Below are 16,368 nucleotides of genomic sequence, written 5' to 3' on the forward strand. Positions count from 1 at the left end.
ACGATCCGACCAAGGAGTCACCATGACCACCCTCATCGCCAACGCAACCACCGCGGCAAGCCTCGTCGCCCATCCCGACCACTACTACGGGCCCGGTCCCTGGTGGCCGATCTTCCCCTTCCTCTGGTTGCTGCTCATCGTCGGCCTCTTCGCGTCGTTCCGCTTCTTCGGCATCCGCCGCTGGCGCCAGGTGCAGGGCTTCGCCGGCACCCGGGCAGGCGAGGCGAAGCTGGCCGAGCGCTACGCCGCCGGCGAGATCGACGAGCAGGAGTACGAGCGCCGGCTCAGCACGCTCAAGCGGATGGGGTCGTCGTGACAGCCGTCGACGACGTCGTGCAGATCCGCGACCTGACCAAGACCTACGGGTCGCTCGCCGCGGTGGACGGTGTCAGCCTGACCGTCCGCCGCGGGGAGGTCTTCGGGTTCCTCGGTCCCAACGGCGCTGGCAAGACGACCACGCTGCGCATGCTGCTCGGCCTGATCCGTCCGACGAGCGGGACCGTCTCGGTCCTGGGCCGGGCCGCCGGAGACCCGAAGTCGTTGCGCCGCATCGGATCCCTCATCGAGGGACCGGGGTTCTACCCCTACCTCACCGGTGGCACCAACCTCCGGACCATCGCCCGGTATGCCGGCGTGCCGGCTTCCGGCGTGGGTCCGGCGCTGGAGGCGGTCGGGCTCGCCGATCGGGCCGGGGACAAGTTCGGCTCCTACTCGCTCGGGATGAAGCAGCGCCTCGGAGTCGCCGCGGCCCTGCTCAAGGACCCCGAGCTGGTCATCCTCGACGAACCCACCAACGGCCTGGACCCGCAGGGGATGCGTGACATGCGCGAGCTGATCGTCGACCTGGGGCGGCAGGGCCGGACGGTGATCCTGTCGAGCCACCTGATGGGCGAGGTCCAGCAGATCTGCGAACGGGTGGCCGTCATCGACCGCGGCCGCATCGTCAGCGAGGGCACCGTCGAGCAGCTGCGCGGGGAGACCGAGCTGGAGCTCGTCGCCACCCCGTCGGACACCGCCCTCGCCACCCTGCGGGCGCTGACCTTCGTCGAGCGGGTGCGCGTCGAGGACGGTCGGCTGCTGGTCTCGGTGGGCGTGCGGCACACGGCCGAGATCACCCGCGCCCTCGTGCACGCCGGGGTGTCGGTCACGGGCGTGCGCCGTGCCGAGCGCGAGCTGGAGGACGTCTTCTTCGACCTCACCACGCACCACGACGGCAGCACCGACCAGAAGGAGCTGAGCCATGTCTGACCTCGTCGACGTCACCCGCGCCGAGCTGGCCAAGCTCGGGCGCCGACCCGCGACCTGGGTCCTGCTCGTCGCTGGCATCACGCTGAACCAGGTGTTCGGCTTCGTGATCCCCTACCTGTCCTCCAAGAACGGGTCGGGGAATGCGATGACCGACGGCCAGACCGGTGCCCAGCTGCTCGCCGGCACCCTGCCCGACCAGGTCGTCACCAACACGACGGGCGCCTTCCCGGTGTTCACGGGCGCGCTCGCCCTCGTGCTCGGCGCACTCGTCACCGGCAACGAGTTCACCGGTGGCACCGTGAAGACGCTCCTCACCCAGGGGCCCCGCCGCACCACGGTCTTCGGCGGCCAGCTGGTCGCCCTGGTCGTCGCGGTCGGTGCGGGGGTGCTCGCCCTCTTCCTCACCTGCGCGGCCAGCTCGTTCGGGATCGCGCAGGCCGAGGACCAGGTCGTCGCGTGGCCCTCGGTGGCCGACCTCGCCGCGGGACTCGGATCCGGTTGGTTGGTGATGGCCATGTGGGCTTCCCTCGGTGCCGTCGCCGGCGTGCTGCTGCGCTCGGTCGCGCTGCCGATCGGCTTGGGGGTGGTGTGGATCCTCGGCATCGAGAACCTCGTCTCCGCGGTGGCGCGAACGTCGCTGACCTCGCTCCAGCCGTTGCGCGACGTCCTGCCGGGTGTCAGCTCCGGGTCGCTGATCGGCTCGGTGCTCCCGACGCAGGTCGGGCCGTTGCCGCCAGGGGTGCAGTCCGCCGTCAGCGGTGGCCGGGGCCTGGCGACGGTGACCGCCTACCTCGCGCTGGCTGCGCTCGCGATCCTGGTCGTCGGTCGGCGCCGCGACGTGGCGGCCTGAGCCGGCAGGTGGCCAACCACCTGTTGCGCCACAGCCGTCGACGACGGCCCGAGGACGAGGTCGGGATGACGACCGGGACGCAACGCGTGCGGGGTCCTGCTCAGCCGGCGAGACCGGCGAGCTGCACCTCGACCTGCTCCGACGAGAGCACGTGCTGGATCACCATGGTGGCCGCGCCGAGCACACCGGCGTGGTCGCCGGTGCGTGCGGCGACGATCTGCAGGTCGCCGGTGGCGAGCGGCAGCGAGCGCCCGTAGACGACCTCGCGGACCCCTGCGAGCAGGCTCTCCGCCGACTGCGCCAGGATCCCGCCGACGACGATGACCGACGGGTTGAGCATGCTGACGCAGGTCGCCAGCACCTCGCCGATGTCGCGGCCAGCCTGCCGGACGGCGTGCGCCGTCGTGACGTCACCTGCGCGCACCAGCTCGACGACCCCTCGGCTGTCTGAGGCCTCGATCCCCTCGGCCCGCAACGCCTTCACGATCGCCGGACCACTCGCGATGGCCTCCAGGCAACCGACGTTGCCACAGGTGCAGAGGGCATCGCCGCCGTGGGGTGCGGCGACGTGGCCGAGGTCGCCGGCCGCGCCCCTGGCACCACGGTGGAGCCGGCCGCCGCTGATGATGCCGGCGCCGATACCGGTCGCGACCTTGACGAAGACGAGGTGCTCGACGTCGGGGTAGACGGCTGCGTGCTCGCCGAGCGCCATGATGTTGACGTCGTTGTCGACCAGGACCGGGGCGCCCAGCCCGGCCGAGACGTGGGCGGGCACGTCGTAGCCGTCCCAGCCCGGCATGATCGGCGGAGCTGCGGGCTTGCCCGTCGAGTGCTCGACCGGTCCCGGCAGGCCGATGCCCACGCCGGCGAGGTCACGACGGGTGCGTCCGGCCGACTTCAGCAGGGCCTTGCCGGTGCGGACGAGGGAGTCGAGGACGGGGCGGGGCCCGAGCGTGATGTCGAGGCGCTCGGCCCGCTCGGCGATGACCGCCCCGCTGAGGTCGGTGAGTGCCACGAGGGAGTGGGTGGCGCCGATGTCGGCGCCGAGGACGACGCGGGCCCGGGGGTTGAAGGCGAACCGGGCGGGGGGACGGCCACCGGTGGAGGCGGCCTCGCCGGAGGGCGCCAGCAGGCCAGCCGCCAGGAGCGCGTCGACGCGGCTGCCCACGGTCGAGCGAGCCAGCCCGGTGAGCTGGATGAGCTCCGCGCGGGTGCGGGGTGTGCCGTCACGCATGAGTTGCAACAGGTCGCCGGCACCCGACGGTCCGGCGACGCTGGTGAGTGCGCTCGTGCTGTTCACGGAGGTAGTGAAGCACAGGGCACTTCTCGCGGCACGTCAGGCAGATGATTCGGGTTGAGTTCAAACTTTTGCTTGACGAGCGAACAAAAGTGCTCCACGCTGGCCACCATGACCCGAGGCACCGGCGCCTCGCCCTTGCTGGTGATGGCCGACATCGTCAAACGCTTTCCCGGCGTGGTCGCCCTCCGTGGGGTCGACCTCGAGGTGCTGCCGGGTGAGGTGCACTGCCTGCTCGGGCAGAACGGCGCCGGCAAGTCCACGCTGATCAAGGTGCTGGCCGGTGTGCACGCGCCCGACGAGGGTCGGATCGCGTGGAACGGCACCGACATCCAGCTGTCCCACCCGCAGGCAGCCATGGACCTCGGCATCGCCACGATCTACCAGGAGCTCGACCTCGTCGAGGGCCTGACCGTGGCCGAGAACATCTTCCTCGGGCACGAGCGGACCCGGTTCGGCTTCTCCCGCCGCGCCGACGCCGCGCGCGAGACGGCGGCCCTGATGGCCCGGCTCGGCCACCCCGAGATCTCGCCCTCGGCAGAGGTGGGCAGCCTCTCCGCCGCGGGACAGCAGATCGTGAGCATGGCGAGGGCCCTGTCCCGCGACGCCCGCCTCATCGTCATGGACGAGCCGTCCGCGGTGCTCGACAGCGGGGAGGTGGAGCGGCTGTTCACGGTCATCCGCGACCTCACCGCCGACGGCGTCGCCGTCATCTACATCTCGCACCGGCTGGAGGAGATCCGCACGATCGGTGATCGCGTGACCGTCCTCAAGGACGGTGCCACGGTGGCCACCGGGCTCCCGGCTCGCGAGACCCCCACCTCGGAGGTGATCCGGCTGATGACGGGGCGGGCGATCGAGTACGTCTTCCCGCCGCGCCCCGGCGTCACCGCGACCGAGCCCCTGTTGTCGGTCTCCGGGCTGACCCGCGCGGGCGAGTTCTCCGACGTCAGCTTCGACGTCCGCCCCGGCGAGGTCGTCGGTCTGGCCGGGCTCGTGGGGGCGGGGCGGTCCGAGATCGTCGAGACGGTCTTCGGGGCGCGCAAGGCCGACCAGGGCACCGTGACGGTGGGGGGTCGCACGCTCCGGCCGGGCTCGGTCGATGCTGCCGTGAGTGCGGGCGTGGGCCTCTGTCCGGAGGAGCGCAAGAGCCAGGCCCTGGTGCTGGGCGACTCCGTGGCCCGCAACATCTCGCTGGCCAGCCTTGCCAGGTTCGGCCGGGCCGGGTGGCTCGACCGGGTCGGTGAGCGCGAGGCTGCCGAGCAGCAGGTCAAGGCGCTCGACGTGCGCCCGAGCAAGGTCGACGCGGAGATGCGCACGCTCTCGGGTGGCAACCAGCAGAAGGTCGTCCTCGCGCGGTGGCTGCTGCGTGACTGCAAGGTCCTGCTGCTCGACGAACCCACCCGCGGCGTCGACGTCGGCGCCCGCTCCGAGATCTACGCGCTCGTGCGACGGCTCGCCGACAGCGGCGTGGCCGTGGTCGTGGTGTCCAGCGAGATCGAGGAGGTCCTCGGCCTGTCCGACCGCGTCCTGGTCGTCGGTGAGGGCACCGTCCTGCACGAAGGCCCGAGCACCGAGATCGACGAGCACGGGGTGCTCGACATCATCATGAGAGGAGACGCCGCATGAGCGTCGACGCCACCGCCGAGAACGGCACCCCGGGACGCAGCGGCACGCCCGCCCCGGACCCGGACCGGCAGCAGACCGTCGCTGCAGAGGCGCCCCAGCAGAGCCGGCTCGCTGCCGTGCTCGCCAGCCCCGCCGGACGAAACCTCGGGCTGATCATCGCCCTGGTCCTGCTCTGTGTCGTGGGGCTGGCCACCGCGGGCGACCGCTTCGGCACCCTGGCCAACGCGATGACGATCCTGCGGCTCGCCTCCGTGATCGGCGTCGTCAGCATCGGGATGACCTTCGTGATCTGTGGTGGCGGCATCGACCTCTCCGTCGGTGCGATCGTCGCCCTGTCGTCGGTGTGGGCCACCACGGTTGCGACCCAGGCCATGGCCGCCGACACCCACTGGGTCGTCATGGTCTTCACGGCGGTCGTGGTCGGAGCCGCGTGCGGCCTCGTCAACGGGGTGCTGGTCGCCTACGGGCGGATAGCGCCGTTCATCGTCACGCTGGCCATGCTCGCTGCGGCCCGAGGGCTGGCCGAGGTGATCGCCAAGCGCCGCACCCAGATCATCGAGGACCGCGGCTTCATCGAGTTCTTCAACGGCAGCGTCCTCGGGGTGCCGGTCCTCGTCATCATCTTCGCGCTCGTGGCGGCCGCCGGCTGGCTGCTGCTCAACCGCACGACGTTCGGTCGTCGCACCCTCGCCGTGGGAGGCAACCCCGAGGCGGCCCGGCTCGCGGGCATCAGGGTCCAGCGCCACACGGCCTCGCTCTACGTGCTGCTGGGCGTGGCCTGCGGCATCGCGGCGGTGATGATCATGGCCCGCACCGCCACCGGGACCTCGACCCACGGCGGGCTCTACGAGCTCGAGTCGATCGCGGCCGTCGTCATCGGCGGCACCCTCCTCAGCGGTGGACGCGGCACCATCGTCGGCACCGTCATCGGCGTGCTCATCTTCACCACCCTGTCGAACGTCTTCACGCTCAACGACCTCGACACCTCGACCCAGGCCGTCGCCAAGGGGGCGATCATCATCGCCGCCGTGCTGCTCCAGCAGCGGGTCGCCGGCCGCACCCACAAGACCTGACCGCTCACCCCGACCCACACCACCGGCATACCCGCACCTCCACCGCTCGCCATCTCAAAGAAGAGAGAGAACCATGACCGTCCTTCACTCCACCCGGTCTCGCGGCGTCCGCGTCGCAGCAGGGCTCGGCATCCTCGCCGTCGTCGCCACCGGGTGCACCGGCAACACCGCCGAGGACACCAGCTCCTCGAGCAGCGCGCCCCGCGCGGCCAGCGACAACGACGCCCCCGGCGACAAGGTCGTCATCGGCTTCTCCGGTCCGGCCGCCGACCACGGCTGGCTCGGCGCGATCAACAGCGCCGCCAAGGCCGAGGCCGGGAAGTACTCCGACATCGAGTTCCGTACCGCCGAGGGCACCAACGACGCGAGCCAGCAGATCAGCCAGATCGAGACCTTCATCAACGACAAGGTCGACGCGATCGTGCTCCTGCCCACCGACGGTGCGGCCCTGACCGAGGTCGCCACCAAGGCGATGAACGCCGGGATCCAGGTCGTCAACGTGGACCGAGAGTTCTCCAGCCCGTTCGCCGCGCGCACCACGATCCTCGGCGACAACTACGGCATGGGCGTCAGCGCCGGCACCTACGCCTGCAAGGTCGTCAAGGACAAGAACCTCAGCAACCCCGTCATCGCCGAGATCGCCGGCATCGACGCCCTCCCGCTCACCCAGGACCGCAGCAAGGGCTTCGCCGACGCGCTCAAGTCCTGTGGCCAGACGGTCGACAACCGGGTCGCGGCCCAGTTCACCGTCGAGTCCGGCGAGAAGGAGGCCTCCAACCTGCTCCAGGCGGCCAAGAAGATCGACATCATCTGGAACCACGACGACGACCAGGGCATCGGCGTCATGCAGGCCTTCGACAACGCCAACCGCCACGAGTTCGCCTTCATCGGTGGTGCCGGCTCCTCCAACGCCATGCAGTGGATCAAGGACGGCAAGATGGAGGCCACGGTGATCTACCCGCCCACCCAGGCCGCTGACGGCGTCCGGCTGGCCCGCCTGCTGGTGCAGCAGAAGGGCCTGTCGGACCTGGTCCAGGTCGAGGTGCCCCGACGGATCGTCCTCAACGCCCCCGTGGTGACCAAGGAGAACGTCGACAAGTACCTGCCGCTCGGCTTCAAGTCCTGACCTGATCCGATGCCCTCACACGACCGGCCGACCCTCGGGATCGGCATGATCGGCTACTCCTTCATGGGCATGGCCCACTCGCAGGGGTGGCGGAACGCCAGCAGCTTCTTCGACCCGGCCCTGCGTCCCGAGCTCGTCGCCATCGGCGGGCGCGACGGCGCGGCGGCCGGGGAGGTGGCGCGGCGGTTCGGGTGGCAGCACGTCGAGACCGACTGGCGGGCCCTCATCGCGAGGGACGACGTCGACCTCGTCGACATCTGCACCCCGGGCGACACCCATGCCGAGATCGCCCTCGCCGCCCTCGCCGCAGGCAAGCACGTGCTGTGCGAGAAGCCCCTCGCCAACACCGTGGAGGAGGCCCTGGCCATGGCGGAGGCCGCCGAGCGCGCTCGCGCCGACGGCATCCGTTCCATGGTCGGGTTCACCTACCGACGGGTGCCCGCCATCGCGCACGCGCGAAAGCTGGTGCGGGACGGGCGAATCGGTGAGATCCGCCACGTCCGGGCCCAGTACCTGCAGGACTGGCTCGTCGATCCGGAGTCTCCCCTGACCTGGCGCCTCCAGAAGGACCGCGCCGGGTCCGGGGCCCTCGGTGACATCGGGGCGCACATCATCGACCTGACCCAGTTCGTCACCGGCGAGCAGCTCGCAGGGGTCAGCGCCATCACCGAGACCTTCGTCAAGGAGCGTCCCCTCCCCGGGGCGGTCCACGGCCTGCGGGCGGAGGTCAGCGATGGCCGTGGACAGGTGACCGTCGACGACGCTGCGGTCTTCGTCGGGCGGTTCACCGGCGGCGCCTTGGCGACCTTTGAGGCGACCCGGTTCGCGACGGGACGGAAGAACTCGATCCGTCTGGAGTTCAACGGATCTCGCGGCAGCATCGCCTTCGACTTCGAGGACATGAACGTCCTGCAGTTCTTCGACGGCGCCACGCCGGCGACCGAGGCGGGCTTCACGCGCGTCGTCGTCACCGAGCCGGAGCACCCGTATGTCGCCGCGTGGTGGCCGGCCGGTCACGGACTGGGTTACGAGCACGGGTTCACCCACCAGGCCGTCGACCTCCTCACCGCCATCGGCGAGGACCGCGACCCCGAGCCCTCCTTCGCGGACGGACTCGCCATCCAGCGCGCCCTCGACGCCGTCGAGACCAGCGCGGCCAGCGGGGCGGCGTGGACCCCCATCGAGCAACCCGCCCCGACACACTGAACCGCACCGCATACCCGACCCTGGAGGACGACGTGGCACGACCGATCACCCTCTTCACCGGACAATGGGCCGACCTCCCCTTCGAGGAGGTGTGCCGGCTGGCTGCCTCGTGGGGCTACGACGGGCTCGAGATCGCCTGCTGGGGTGACCACTTCGAGGTCGACCGTGCCCTGGCCGAGGACGACTACGTGGCCGGGCGGCGCGAGATCCTCGAGCGGCACGGGCTGGGCGTGTGGGCCATCTCCAACCACCTCGTCGGCCAGGCGGTCTGCGACGACCCGATCGACCAGCGGCACCGCGACATCCTCCCGGCCGACATCTGGGGCGATGGCGACCCCGAGGGGGTCCGGCAGCGGGCCGCGCAGCGGATGGCCGACACCGCTCGGGCCGCTGCGAAGCTGGGCGTGGACGTCGTGATCGGGTTCACCGGTTCGGCGGTCTGGAAGTACGTCGCGATGTTCCCGCCGGTGTCCGCGGAGACGGTCGAGGCCGGCTACCAGGACTTCGCCGACCGCTGGAACCCGATCCTCGACGTCTACGACGAGGTCGGCGTGCGGTTCGCGCACGAGGTGCACCCGAGCGAGATCGCCTACGACTACTGGTCCACGGTCCGCACGCTCGAGGCGATCGGGCACCGGCCGGCGTTCGGGCTGAACTGGGACCCGTCACACATGGTGTGGCAGGACCTCGACCCCGCAGCGTTCATCTGGGACTTCCAGGACCGGATCTACCACGTCGACTGCAAGGACGTCCGCATGCGGATCGGCAACGGCCGCAACGGTCGACTGTCGTCCCACCTGCCCTGGGCCGATCCCCGACGGGGCTGGGACTTCGTGTCGACCGGCCACGGCGACGTGCCCTGGGAGGACTGCTTCCGCACGCTCGGCGCGATCGGCTACGACGGGCCGATCTCGGTGGAGTGGGAGGACGCCGGGATGGACCGTCTGCTCGGCGCGGCGGAGGCGGTCGGCTTCGTCCGCCGGCTCGCATTCGAACGCCCCGAGGCGGCGTTCGACGCCGCGTTCAGCTCCAGCAAGGACGAGCCGACCAACGGCGCGATCACGGACGAGGCGACCACCGAGCCAGCGGCCACCGACCAGGCAGGGAGCGACGCATGACCGACTTCACCCCCACCCGCGACGACCACTTCTCCTTCGGGCTCTGGACCGTCGGCTGGCAGGGCGTCGACGTCTTCGGCGGCGCGGTCCGGCCGCCGCTCGACCCGGCCGAGGCGGTCCACCGGTTGTCGGACCTCGGCGCGTGGGGCATCACCTTCCACGACGACGACGTCATGCCGTTCGGCGCGAGCACGCAGGAGCGGCTCGACCACCTGACGCCGTTCCGGAAGGCGTTGGCCGACACCGGTCTCACCGTGCCGATGGTCACCACCAACCTCTTCTCGCACCCGGTGTTCCGCGACGGTGGATTCACGAACAACGACCGTGACGTCCGCCGGTTCGCGATCAGCAAGGTGGCCGACAACATCGACCTCGCCGTCGAGCTGGGCGCCAGGACCTTCGTCGCCTGGGGCGGTCGAGAGGGAGCCGAGTCCGGCGCCGCCAAGGACGTCCGGGCGGCCCTCGACCGCTACAAGGAGGCCTTCGACATCCTGGGCGACTACGTGCTCGCCCAGGGCTACGACCTGCAGTTCGCGCTGGAGCCCAAGCCGAACGAGCCGCGCGGCGACATCCTGCTGCCGACCATCGGGCACGCCCTCGCGTTCATCAACGAGCTCGAGCACCCCGAGCTCGTCGGCCTCAACCCCGAGGTCGGCCACGAGGAGATGGCCGGGCTCAACTACGCCCACGGCATCGCCCAGGCCCTGTGGCACGGCAAGCTCTTCCACCTCGACCTCAACGGCCAGCACGGCCCTCGGTTCGACCAGGACCTGCGATTCGGGGCGGGCAACGCGCGTGGCGCCTTCTGGACCGTCGACGTGGTCGAGCACGGCGGCTACCACGGCCCGCGGCACTTCGACTTCAAGCCGCCGCGCACCGAGGACATGGACGGCGTCTGGGCGTCAGCGGCCGGCTGCATGCGCAACTACCTGATCCTCAAGGAGAAGTCGCGGGCCTTCCGGGCGGACCCCGAGGTGCAGGCGGCCCTGGCGGCGGCCCGGCTCGACCAGCTCGCGACGCCGACGGTCGGTGCGGGGGAGTCGCTCGCCGAGCTGCGCGCCGACACGTCGGAGTCGTTCGACCCGGAGCAGGCCGCAGCCCGCGGGATGGCGTTCGAGCACCTCGACCAGCTCGCGCTGGAACACCTCTACGGCGTCAGGTGAGGCTGAGGAGCGCGAGCGCGTAGGCGCACTCGGCGTCGGGATCGGCGTAGGTCTCGCGACCCTCCTCCCCGGCGACCGTCACCACCCACTGCCCGTCCTCGCGGCCCAACGACTCCAGCCGCTCGCCGATGAGCTCGCGGAGCTGGTCCTCGCGCGGCAACCACAGCGCGGTGTCGAGGGTGACCGAGTCGAGCGCCCACTCGGTCGTGCCGTTGAAGCCGAGCAACGGCTGACCCTTGAAGGTGTGCACGTCGATCGTCAGGTGGCTGATCCAGAACACCTCGCCGACCACGTTGGGCTGGTCGATGGTGAACCGGTCTCCGGGCGCGGGCTCCCACAGCACGCCGCCCTGGTTGAGGCGCCTCGACAGCTCCACCGAGATCATGCGTCGAGCCTACGTGCCCGTTCCCCCGCCCACCCGGCGTAGGCTGGCAGCGCGCGTCAGGGCGCAACCGGTCCGCGGAGAGGGCAGAGCCCACCTGAGCAACACCGGAGCAGACCCACCTCGTCCACCTCCTTCGCCTGGCGCCGCGGACCGCCGGGCTGCGAAGGAGGCCGACATGGCCGATGCACCGCTCTCCCTGCCCGACGACCCTGATCTCGGCTGGCTCCGCAAGCGGGCCAAGGACCTCCGCCGCGACCACCCCGAGTGGAAGCTGGCCGACGCCCAGCGCGTTCTCGCGCGTCGGTTCGGCTACCCGAGCTGGCCGGCGCTGAAGAGGTACGTCGAGCTGGTGCGCTCGTACCGCCGGGCGCCCGACCTGGTGCCTGAGCAGGACGACCCGCGGGACGAGTTCCTCCGGCTGGGCAGCCTGACCTACGGTGCCGACGACCCTGCGCGCTGGGCCGCGGCGGCCGCGATGCAGGTGCCCGTCGACACCGTCCACGTCGCCGCCTCGCGCGCAGACGTGGCTGCCCTGCGTCGGCTGCTCGTCGACGGCTCGGCGACCCGGGAGGGTGGCCCGTTCGCGTGGGCCCCGCTCGCCTACCTCGCGTATGCCCGGCACGACCCGCACGTCACCGAGGCTCAGGTGCTCGGGAGCGCGCGACTGCTCCTCGAGCACGGGGCGGACCCCGACACGGGATACCTGTGGCACGGGCTGCCGAGCCCGTTCACCGCCCTGACCGGGTGCTTCGGCAGGGGCGAGGGCGACCAGCCGCCGCACCCCCACGGCCCCGCACTGGCTCGCACCCTGCTGGAAGCGGGCGCCGACCCCAACGACGCCCAGACCCTCTACAACCGGCAGTTCCGACGCGACGACAGCCACTTGGAGCTGCTCTTCGAGTTCGGTCTCGGCACCGGCGACGGAGGCCCCTGGCGACGCCGGCTCGGTCGCGCGGCCATGTCGCCCGCCGAGATGCTCGGACGCCAGCTCGGGTGGGCTGCCGTGCACGGCATGGACGAGCGCGTCGCGCTCCTCGTGGCCCACGGGGTCGACCCGGCCATCCCCGTGACGATGTATGGCGTGCAGGCCGGATCTGCTCATGCCGCAGCGCTCGCGGCGGGTCACGTCACCACCGCGGAGCTGCTGGCCAGCCTGGGCGCAGACGCCACGAGCTCACCCGAGGAGCGGGTGGTCGCCGCAGTCCTCGCCGGCACGAACCCTGACCCGGCCCTCGTGCAGGGCGCGATCCGAGAACGGCCGGGGCTGGTCGCGTGGGCCGCCCACCACGGCAACCACGCCGCTGTGCGCCGCGCGGTCGAGCTGGGCTGGGACGTCGACCGTCGGGCGCGCACCGACGTGCCGTCGGACCAGCCGTGGGAGACCGGGCTGCACGCCGCCGCCGGGCAGGGCGACCGCGAGATGGTGCAGCTGTTGCTCGAGCTCGGTGCCGACCCCGACGTCACCGACACGCGGTTCGGGGGCACGCCCGCCGACTGGGCCGAGCACTTCGGTCACGTCGACCTGGCCGCGCACCTCCGCGAGGCCGGCCGCCGTGGGTGACCACGCGGCATACCCAGCGCGTGGCCTTGCCAGCCGAAGGTCGCTGATCTGGTCGTCAGCCGGTCAGCAGGATGAACCCGTCGCGCCGGCGGGCGAGGGGTTCTTGGGCGCCGGGGCCAGGGCGGTGAACTTCGCCCCGAGCACGAGGTCGACCGAGGAGTCGGTGCGGCTGTCCTTGACGCCCTTCGCGCCCTTCACGAGGGTGAGCACCAGCTTGGCCGACTCCCGTCCCGTCGGTCCGTACCGCACCTCCGCGGCGATCTTGACGTCCTTCTGGAGCGGGTCGTTGCTGACCGTGGAGACCTTGTAGCCGCGCTTGCGGACGTCGGCGGCGGTCTTCGCGGCGAGCCCGGTGCGATCGGTGGCGTTGTAGACGTTGAGGGTGACCTGCCCCGGGGTGCGTGCCGTGGAGGTTGCGGTGGCGGTGCAGCTCGAGCTCGGCGAGGCATTCGCCTTGTCGCTGGCGCGGTAGTAGGAGTACGCGTACCAGAACGCGAAGAACAGCATCAGCGCGACGACGCCGAGCGTGATGAGGGCCCGCCGCCGACGGGTACGACGAGCTCGCGACGCGCCCGACTCGACCACGTAGCTCATGCCCACCTCCGCCCGCGTCTGCGCGGCTCCCCACCAGCTGGGGCCAGTTGCCTGAGGTCAGTCAAGCACGAGGACCCGCGCGTGGAGGGTAGGTCGCTGCTGAAGAGCCGCACGAAGGGCCCGGTGCAGCCCGTCCTCGAGGTAGAGCGTGCCCTCCCACTCGACCACGTGCGCGAACAGGTCGCCGTAGAACGTGGAGTCCTCGGCGAGGAGGTGACCGAGGTCGAGGGTGCGCTTGGTCGTGACCAGCTCGTCGAGCCGCACCATGCGCGGAGGCACGTCGGCCCAGTCTCGTGGCGACTGCTTCCCGTGCTCGGGGTAGGGACGCCCCTCGCCCACCTTCTTGAAGATCACCCCGCCACCATAGGGGTATGCCGTGGGCGGGCCGCCGCCGCGACCGCACCGCCGCGGCCCCGGCGGTTGACCTGCCCGTCCCCGGAGGCTCGCCAGTAGAGTGCCGAAGGTGACCGAGACGACGCCTTCGCCCTCCCCGTCCGAGCCGGCTGGCGCGGGCAACGCGCAGCTCGACGAGATCCGCGCCGGGTACTCGTTCGAGGGCGGAGCCCTCCACTTCGGGGCCGCCGTGATCGACGGCAAGGCCTACCCCGATGCGCCCGTGCGCATCCCGCTGTCGACGCTCAACCGGCACGGACTCGTGGCCGGGGCGACCGGCACCGGCAAGACCAAGACGCTGCAGCTCATGGCCGAGCAGCTGTCCGGCCAGGGGGTGCCGGTCTTCCTCGCCGACATCAAGGGTGACCTCTCGGGTCTGGCTACGGCCGGACAGCCGAACGACAAGCTCACCGCCCGCGCGACGGATGTCGGGCAGCAGTGGGTCGGCACGGCATACCCGACGGAGTTCCTCTCGCTCGGCGGGCTCGGAAACGGTATCCCGATCCGGGCCACCATCACGTCCTTCGGTCCCACCCTGCTGGCGAAGGTGTTGGGGCTCAACGAGACCCAGGAGTCGAGCCTCGGGCTGGTCTTCCACTACGCCGACAAGAACGGACTCGCGCTGCTCGACATCAAGGACCTGCGCGAGGTCATCGCGTTCCTCAACTCCGACGAGGGCAAGGCCGACCTCAAGTCGCTCGGCGGGCTGTCGTCCGCGACCGCCGGGGTCATCCTGCGCGAGCTGATCGCGTTCTCCGACCAAGGCGCTGAGGCATTCTTCGGTGAGCCCGAGTTCGACACCCAGGACCTGCTGCGGACTGCCGCCGACGGCAAGGGCCTGGTCACGTGCCTCGAGCTGCCCGCGGTGCAGGACCGGCCGGCCTTGTTCTCGACCTTCCTGATGTGGCTGCTGGCCGACCTCTTCCACGACCTGCCCGAGGTCGGCGACGTCGACAAGCCCAAGCTGGTCTTCTTCTTCGACGAGGCGCACCTGCTCTTCAACGACGCGAGCAAGGCGTTCCAGGACGCCATCGAGCAGACCGTGCGGCTGATCCGGTCGAAGGGGGTGGGCGTCTTCTTCGTCACCCAGTCGCCCAAGGACGTGCCGTCGGACGTCCTGGCCCAGCTCGGCAACCGGGTGCAGCACGCCCTGCGCGCGTTCACCCCCGACGACGCCAAGGCGCTCAAGGCCGCCGTCTCCACCTACCCGCACAGCGGCTACGACCTGGCCAAGCTGCTCACCTCGCTCGGCACGGGTGAGGCCGTCGTCACGGTGCTGTCCGAGCGAGGCGCCCCGACCCCGGTCGCGTGGACCCGGATGATCGCCCCGCAGTCGTTGATGGCGCCGTCGGACGACGCCACCGTGCAGCAGGTCATCGCCGCATCCACGATCGGGTCGAAGTACGCCCAGATGGTGGACCGCGAGTCGGCCTACGAGAAGCTCCAGGCGCGGCTGCAGGCCGCCCCGACCCCGGAGCAGGCCCCCGCCCCGGCTCCCAAGGCGGAGGCGCCGGCCCGCGCCCCCCGCCCCGCCAAGGAGGAGCCGAGCATGGTCGAGCAGGTGGTGCGGTCGAGCGCCTTCAAGTCGATGGTGCGCTCGGCGGGCACGGTCATCGGTCGCGAGATCACCCGTTCGATCTTCGGCACCGCCCGCCGCTCCCGCTAGCCGCGCCATACCCGCCGGACCTGTCGCCAGCTCATGCAAAAGGCGAGTTAGCGACGGTGCCGGGCGTCGCTAACTCGCCTTTTGCATGAGCTGGCGCCGGGGGCGTTTGCGGGGGACCGGACGGGGTCAGCCGAGGAGGGCTGCCACGAGCAGGATCACCGGGACCGCGCCGATCGTCGTGATCAGGATGGTGTCCCGCGCGAGCACGCTGGCCCGGTCGTAGCGGGTGGCGTGCACGAAGATGTTCTGGGCGGTGGGCAGCGCCGAGGTCACCACGATCGCGAGCAGCGCGTGGCCGTCGACGCCGAGCAGCACGCTGGCCACGAACCACGCGACGGCCGGTTGCACGAGCAGCTTGAGGGTCGAGGTGGTGACCAGCTCGGCGACCGAGCCCGCGCGGCCCAGCCCCGGGCCGAGCCGCAGCGCGATGCCGTAGGCGACGAGCATCGCCGGCACGGCCATGTCGCCGAGGAGCCCCAGCGGCGCCGCCACCACGGTCGGCAGCGACCAGCCGGTGATCGACAGGACCACCCCGGCGAGCGACCCCAGGGTGAGTGGGTTGCGGACCGGTCGGGTCAGCAGCTGCCACCACGAGGACCGGCCGCCGCGCGCGTCGGCGTCGAGGAAGGCCAGCGCCAGTGGCTGGAGCACCAGGAGCTGCAGCAGCAGCGTGGGCGCGACGAAGGCCGCGTCGCCGAGCACGTAGCTCGCCACCGGGATGCCCAGGTTGCCGGCGTTGACGTATGACGCGGAGAGCGCCCCGATCGTCGTCTCACCCATCCGCCGGTGCCAGACCGCGCGGGCCAGGGCGATGTAGATCCCCGCTGCCACGACCACCGCCGCCACCGATGCGCCCAGGTTCGCCGAGAGCACCTGGTGCACGTCGGCCCGCGACAGGGTGATCACCATCAGCGCCGGGCTCGCGACGAAGAACGCGATCCGCGACAGCACCTGCTGGGCGCCCAGGTCGACGATCCGCAGGTGGGCCAGCAGCGCACCGACGGCGATGACCAGGCCGATGGTGGTGAAACCGTTGAGGACTCCCTGCACGCCCGACAG

The 16,368-nt window shown here is 71.2% G+C and carries 16 protein-coding genes; 11 read left to right on the forward strand and 5 right to left on the reverse strand.

From position 1 onward, the window contains the following. Positions 1 to 22 precede the first annotated feature (22 nt). The 3 genes from BLQ34_RS16240 to BLQ34_RS16250 are packed head-to-tail and all read left to right on the forward strand — an operon-like array spanning position 23 to position 2,098. A complete protein-coding gene (locus BLQ34_RS16240) occupies positions 23 to 316 on the forward strand; it encodes an SHOCT domain-containing protein (protein WP_157693109.1) in 294 nt (97 codons plus the stop codon). Then, complete coding sequence (locus BLQ34_RS16245) at positions 313 to 1,248, forward strand: ABC transporter ATP-binding protein (protein WP_091787829.1); 936 nt, start codon at positions 313 to 315, stop codon at positions 1,246 to 1,248. The genes BLQ34_RS16240 and BLQ34_RS16245 overlap by 4 nt, the downstream gene beginning before the upstream one ends. Then, a complete protein-coding gene (locus tag BLQ34_RS16250) occupies positions 1,241 to 2,098 on the forward strand; it encodes an ABC transporter permease subunit (protein WP_091787832.1) in 858 nt (285 codons plus the stop codon). Before BLQ34_RS16245 ends, BLQ34_RS16250 begins: the two co-directional genes overlap by 8 nt. A 100-nt stretch (positions 2,099 to 2,198) precedes the next feature. Here the strand turns inward: BLQ34_RS16250 and BLQ34_RS16255 are convergent, their stop codons facing one another. Further along, the gene (locus BLQ34_RS16255) at positions 2,199 to 3,398 is read right to left on the reverse strand and encodes an ROK family protein (RefSeq protein ID WP_407946374.1); all 1,200 of its coding nucleotides are present in this window, start codon (positions 3,396 to 3,398) and stop codon (positions 2,199 to 2,201) included. Positions 3,399 to 3,506: 108 nt separating this feature from the next. Between BLQ34_RS16255 and BLQ34_RS16260 the strand changes: the two genes are divergently transcribed. From BLQ34_RS16260 to xylA, 6 genes are all read left to right on the forward strand, one after another. Further along, a complete protein-coding gene (locus tag BLQ34_RS16260; protein ID WP_231961326.1) occupies positions 3,507 to 5,024 on the forward strand; it encodes a sugar ABC transporter ATP-binding protein in 1,518 nt (505 codons plus the stop codon). Further along, entirely contained in the window at positions 5,021 to 6,097 is a 1,077-nt protein-coding gene (locus BLQ34_RS16265; RefSeq protein ID WP_091787835.1) for an ABC transporter permease, read from the forward strand. The genes BLQ34_RS16260 and BLQ34_RS16265 overlap by 4 nt, the downstream gene beginning before the upstream one ends. 73 nt (positions 6,098 to 6,170) lie before the next feature. Then, the gene (locus BLQ34_RS16270; protein WP_091787838.1) at positions 6,171 to 7,223 is read left to right on the forward strand and encodes a substrate-binding domain-containing protein; all 1,053 of its coding nucleotides are present in this window, start codon (positions 6,171 to 6,173) and stop codon (positions 7,221 to 7,223) included. Positions 7,224 to 7,232: 9 nt separating this feature from the next. Continuing rightward, positions 7,233 to 8,429 (forward strand): Gfo/Idh/MocA family protein, encoded by a 1,197-nt coding sequence (locus BLQ34_RS16275; protein WP_091787841.1) that lies wholly within the window; start codon positions 7,233 to 7,235, stop codon positions 8,427 to 8,429. A 32-nt stretch (positions 8,430 to 8,461) separates the two neighbouring features. Continuing rightward, positions 8,462 to 9,547, forward strand: coding sequence for a sugar phosphate isomerase/epimerase family protein (locus tag BLQ34_RS16280; RefSeq protein WP_172829418.1), 1,086 nt, complete (start codon positions 8,462 to 8,464; stop codon positions 9,545 to 9,547). Further along, a complete protein-coding gene (xylA, locus tag BLQ34_RS16285) occupies positions 9,544 to 10,710 on the forward strand; it encodes a xylose isomerase (protein ID WP_091787844.1) in 1,167 nt (388 codons plus the stop codon). Before BLQ34_RS16280 ends, xylA begins: the two co-directional genes overlap by 4 nt. Here xylA and BLQ34_RS16290 read toward each other — a convergent pair. Continuing rightward, a complete protein-coding gene (locus BLQ34_RS16290; RefSeq protein WP_091787848.1) occupies positions 10,703 to 11,095 on the reverse strand; it encodes a hypothetical protein in 393 nt (130 codons plus the stop codon). The two genes, xylA and BLQ34_RS16290, sit on opposite strands and share 8 nt — an antisense overlap. Before the next feature lie 175 nt (positions 11,096 to 11,270). Between BLQ34_RS16290 and BLQ34_RS16295 the strand changes: the two genes are divergently transcribed. Beyond that, on the forward strand, positions 11,271 to 12,656 hold the full coding sequence (locus BLQ34_RS16295; RefSeq protein ID WP_091787851.1) for an ankyrin repeat domain-containing protein: 1,386 nt from the start codon (positions 11,271 to 11,273) through the stop codon (positions 12,654 to 12,656). A gap of 63 nt (positions 12,657 to 12,719) precedes the next feature. Here the strand turns inward: BLQ34_RS16295 and BLQ34_RS16300 are convergent, their stop codons facing one another. Further along, complete coding sequence (locus BLQ34_RS16300; protein ID WP_091787854.1) at positions 12,720 to 13,250, reverse strand: LytR C-terminal domain-containing protein; 531 nt, start codon at positions 13,248 to 13,250, stop codon at positions 12,720 to 12,722. A 57-nt stretch (positions 13,251 to 13,307) separates the two neighbouring features. Continuing rightward, positions 13,308 to 13,604, reverse strand: a complete 297-nt coding sequence (locus BLQ34_RS16305; protein ID WP_091787857.1) for a type II toxin-antitoxin system VapB family antitoxin — start codon at positions 13,602 to 13,604, stop codon at positions 13,308 to 13,310. A gap of 109 nt (positions 13,605 to 13,713) precedes the next feature. Between BLQ34_RS16305 and BLQ34_RS16310 the strand changes: the two genes are divergently transcribed. Next, the gene (locus tag BLQ34_RS16310) at positions 13,714 to 15,309 is read left to right on the forward strand and encodes a helicase HerA-like domain-containing protein (RefSeq protein ID WP_091790126.1); all 1,596 of its coding nucleotides are present in this window, start codon (positions 13,714 to 13,716) and stop codon (positions 15,307 to 15,309) included. A gap of 126 nt (positions 15,310 to 15,435) precedes the next feature. Here BLQ34_RS16310 and BLQ34_RS16315 read toward each other — a convergent pair whose 3' ends face one another. Beyond that, positions 15,436 to 16,359 carry an AEC family transporter gene (locus BLQ34_RS16315; RefSeq protein ID WP_091787860.1) on the reverse strand — a complete coding sequence of 308 codons (924 nt, stop codon included), beginning with the start codon at positions 16,357 to 16,359 and terminating at the stop codon, positions 15,436 to 15,438. Between the last annotated feature and the right edge of the window lie 9 nt (positions 16,360 to 16,368).

Source organism: Pedococcus dokdonensis (genome assembly GCF_900104525.1).
In the GTDB taxonomy this organism is placed as follows: domain Bacteria; phylum Actinomycetota; class Actinomycetes; order Actinomycetales; family Dermatophilaceae; genus Pedococcus; species Pedococcus dokdonensis.

Bases quoted from the DNA above. Each gene is read 5' to 3' on its own strand.
- BLQ34_RS16240 (WP_157693109.1), top strand. From the start codon at position 23: ATGACCACCCTCATCGCCAACGCAACCACCGCGGCAAGCCTCGTCGCC.
- BLQ34_RS16250 (WP_091787832.1), top strand. From the start codon at position 1,241: ATGTCTGACCTCGTCGACGTCACCCGCGCCGAGCTGGCCAAGCTCGGG.
- BLQ34_RS16260 (WP_231961326.1), top strand. From the start codon at position 3,507: ATGACCCGAGGCACCGGCGCCTCGCCCTTGCTGGTGATGGCCGACATC.
- BLQ34_RS16265 (WP_091787835.1), top strand. From the start codon at position 5,021: ATGAGCGTCGACGCCACCGCCGAGAACGGCACCCCGGGACGCAGCGGC.
- BLQ34_RS16270 (WP_091787838.1), top strand. From the start codon at position 6,171: ATGACCGTCCTTCACTCCACCCGGTCTCGCGGCGTCCGCGTCGCAGCA.
- BLQ34_RS16275 (WP_091787841.1), top strand. From the start codon at position 7,233: ATGCCCTCACACGACCGGCCGACCCTCGGGATCGGCATGATCGGCTAC.
- xylA (WP_091787844.1), top strand. From the start codon at position 9,544: ATGACCGACTTCACCCCCACCCGCGACGACCACTTCTCCTTCGGGCTC.
- BLQ34_RS16290 (WP_091787848.1), bottom strand. From the start codon at position 11,095: ATGATCTCGGTGGAGCTGTCGAGGCGCCTCAACCAGGGCGGCGTGCTG.
- BLQ34_RS16295 (WP_091787851.1), top strand. From the start codon at position 11,271: ATGGCCGATGCACCGCTCTCCCTGCCCGACGACCCTGATCTCGGCTGG.
- BLQ34_RS16300 (WP_091787854.1), bottom strand. From the start codon at position 13,250: ATGAGCTACGTGGTCGAGTCGGGCGCGTCGCGAGCTCGTCGTACCCGT.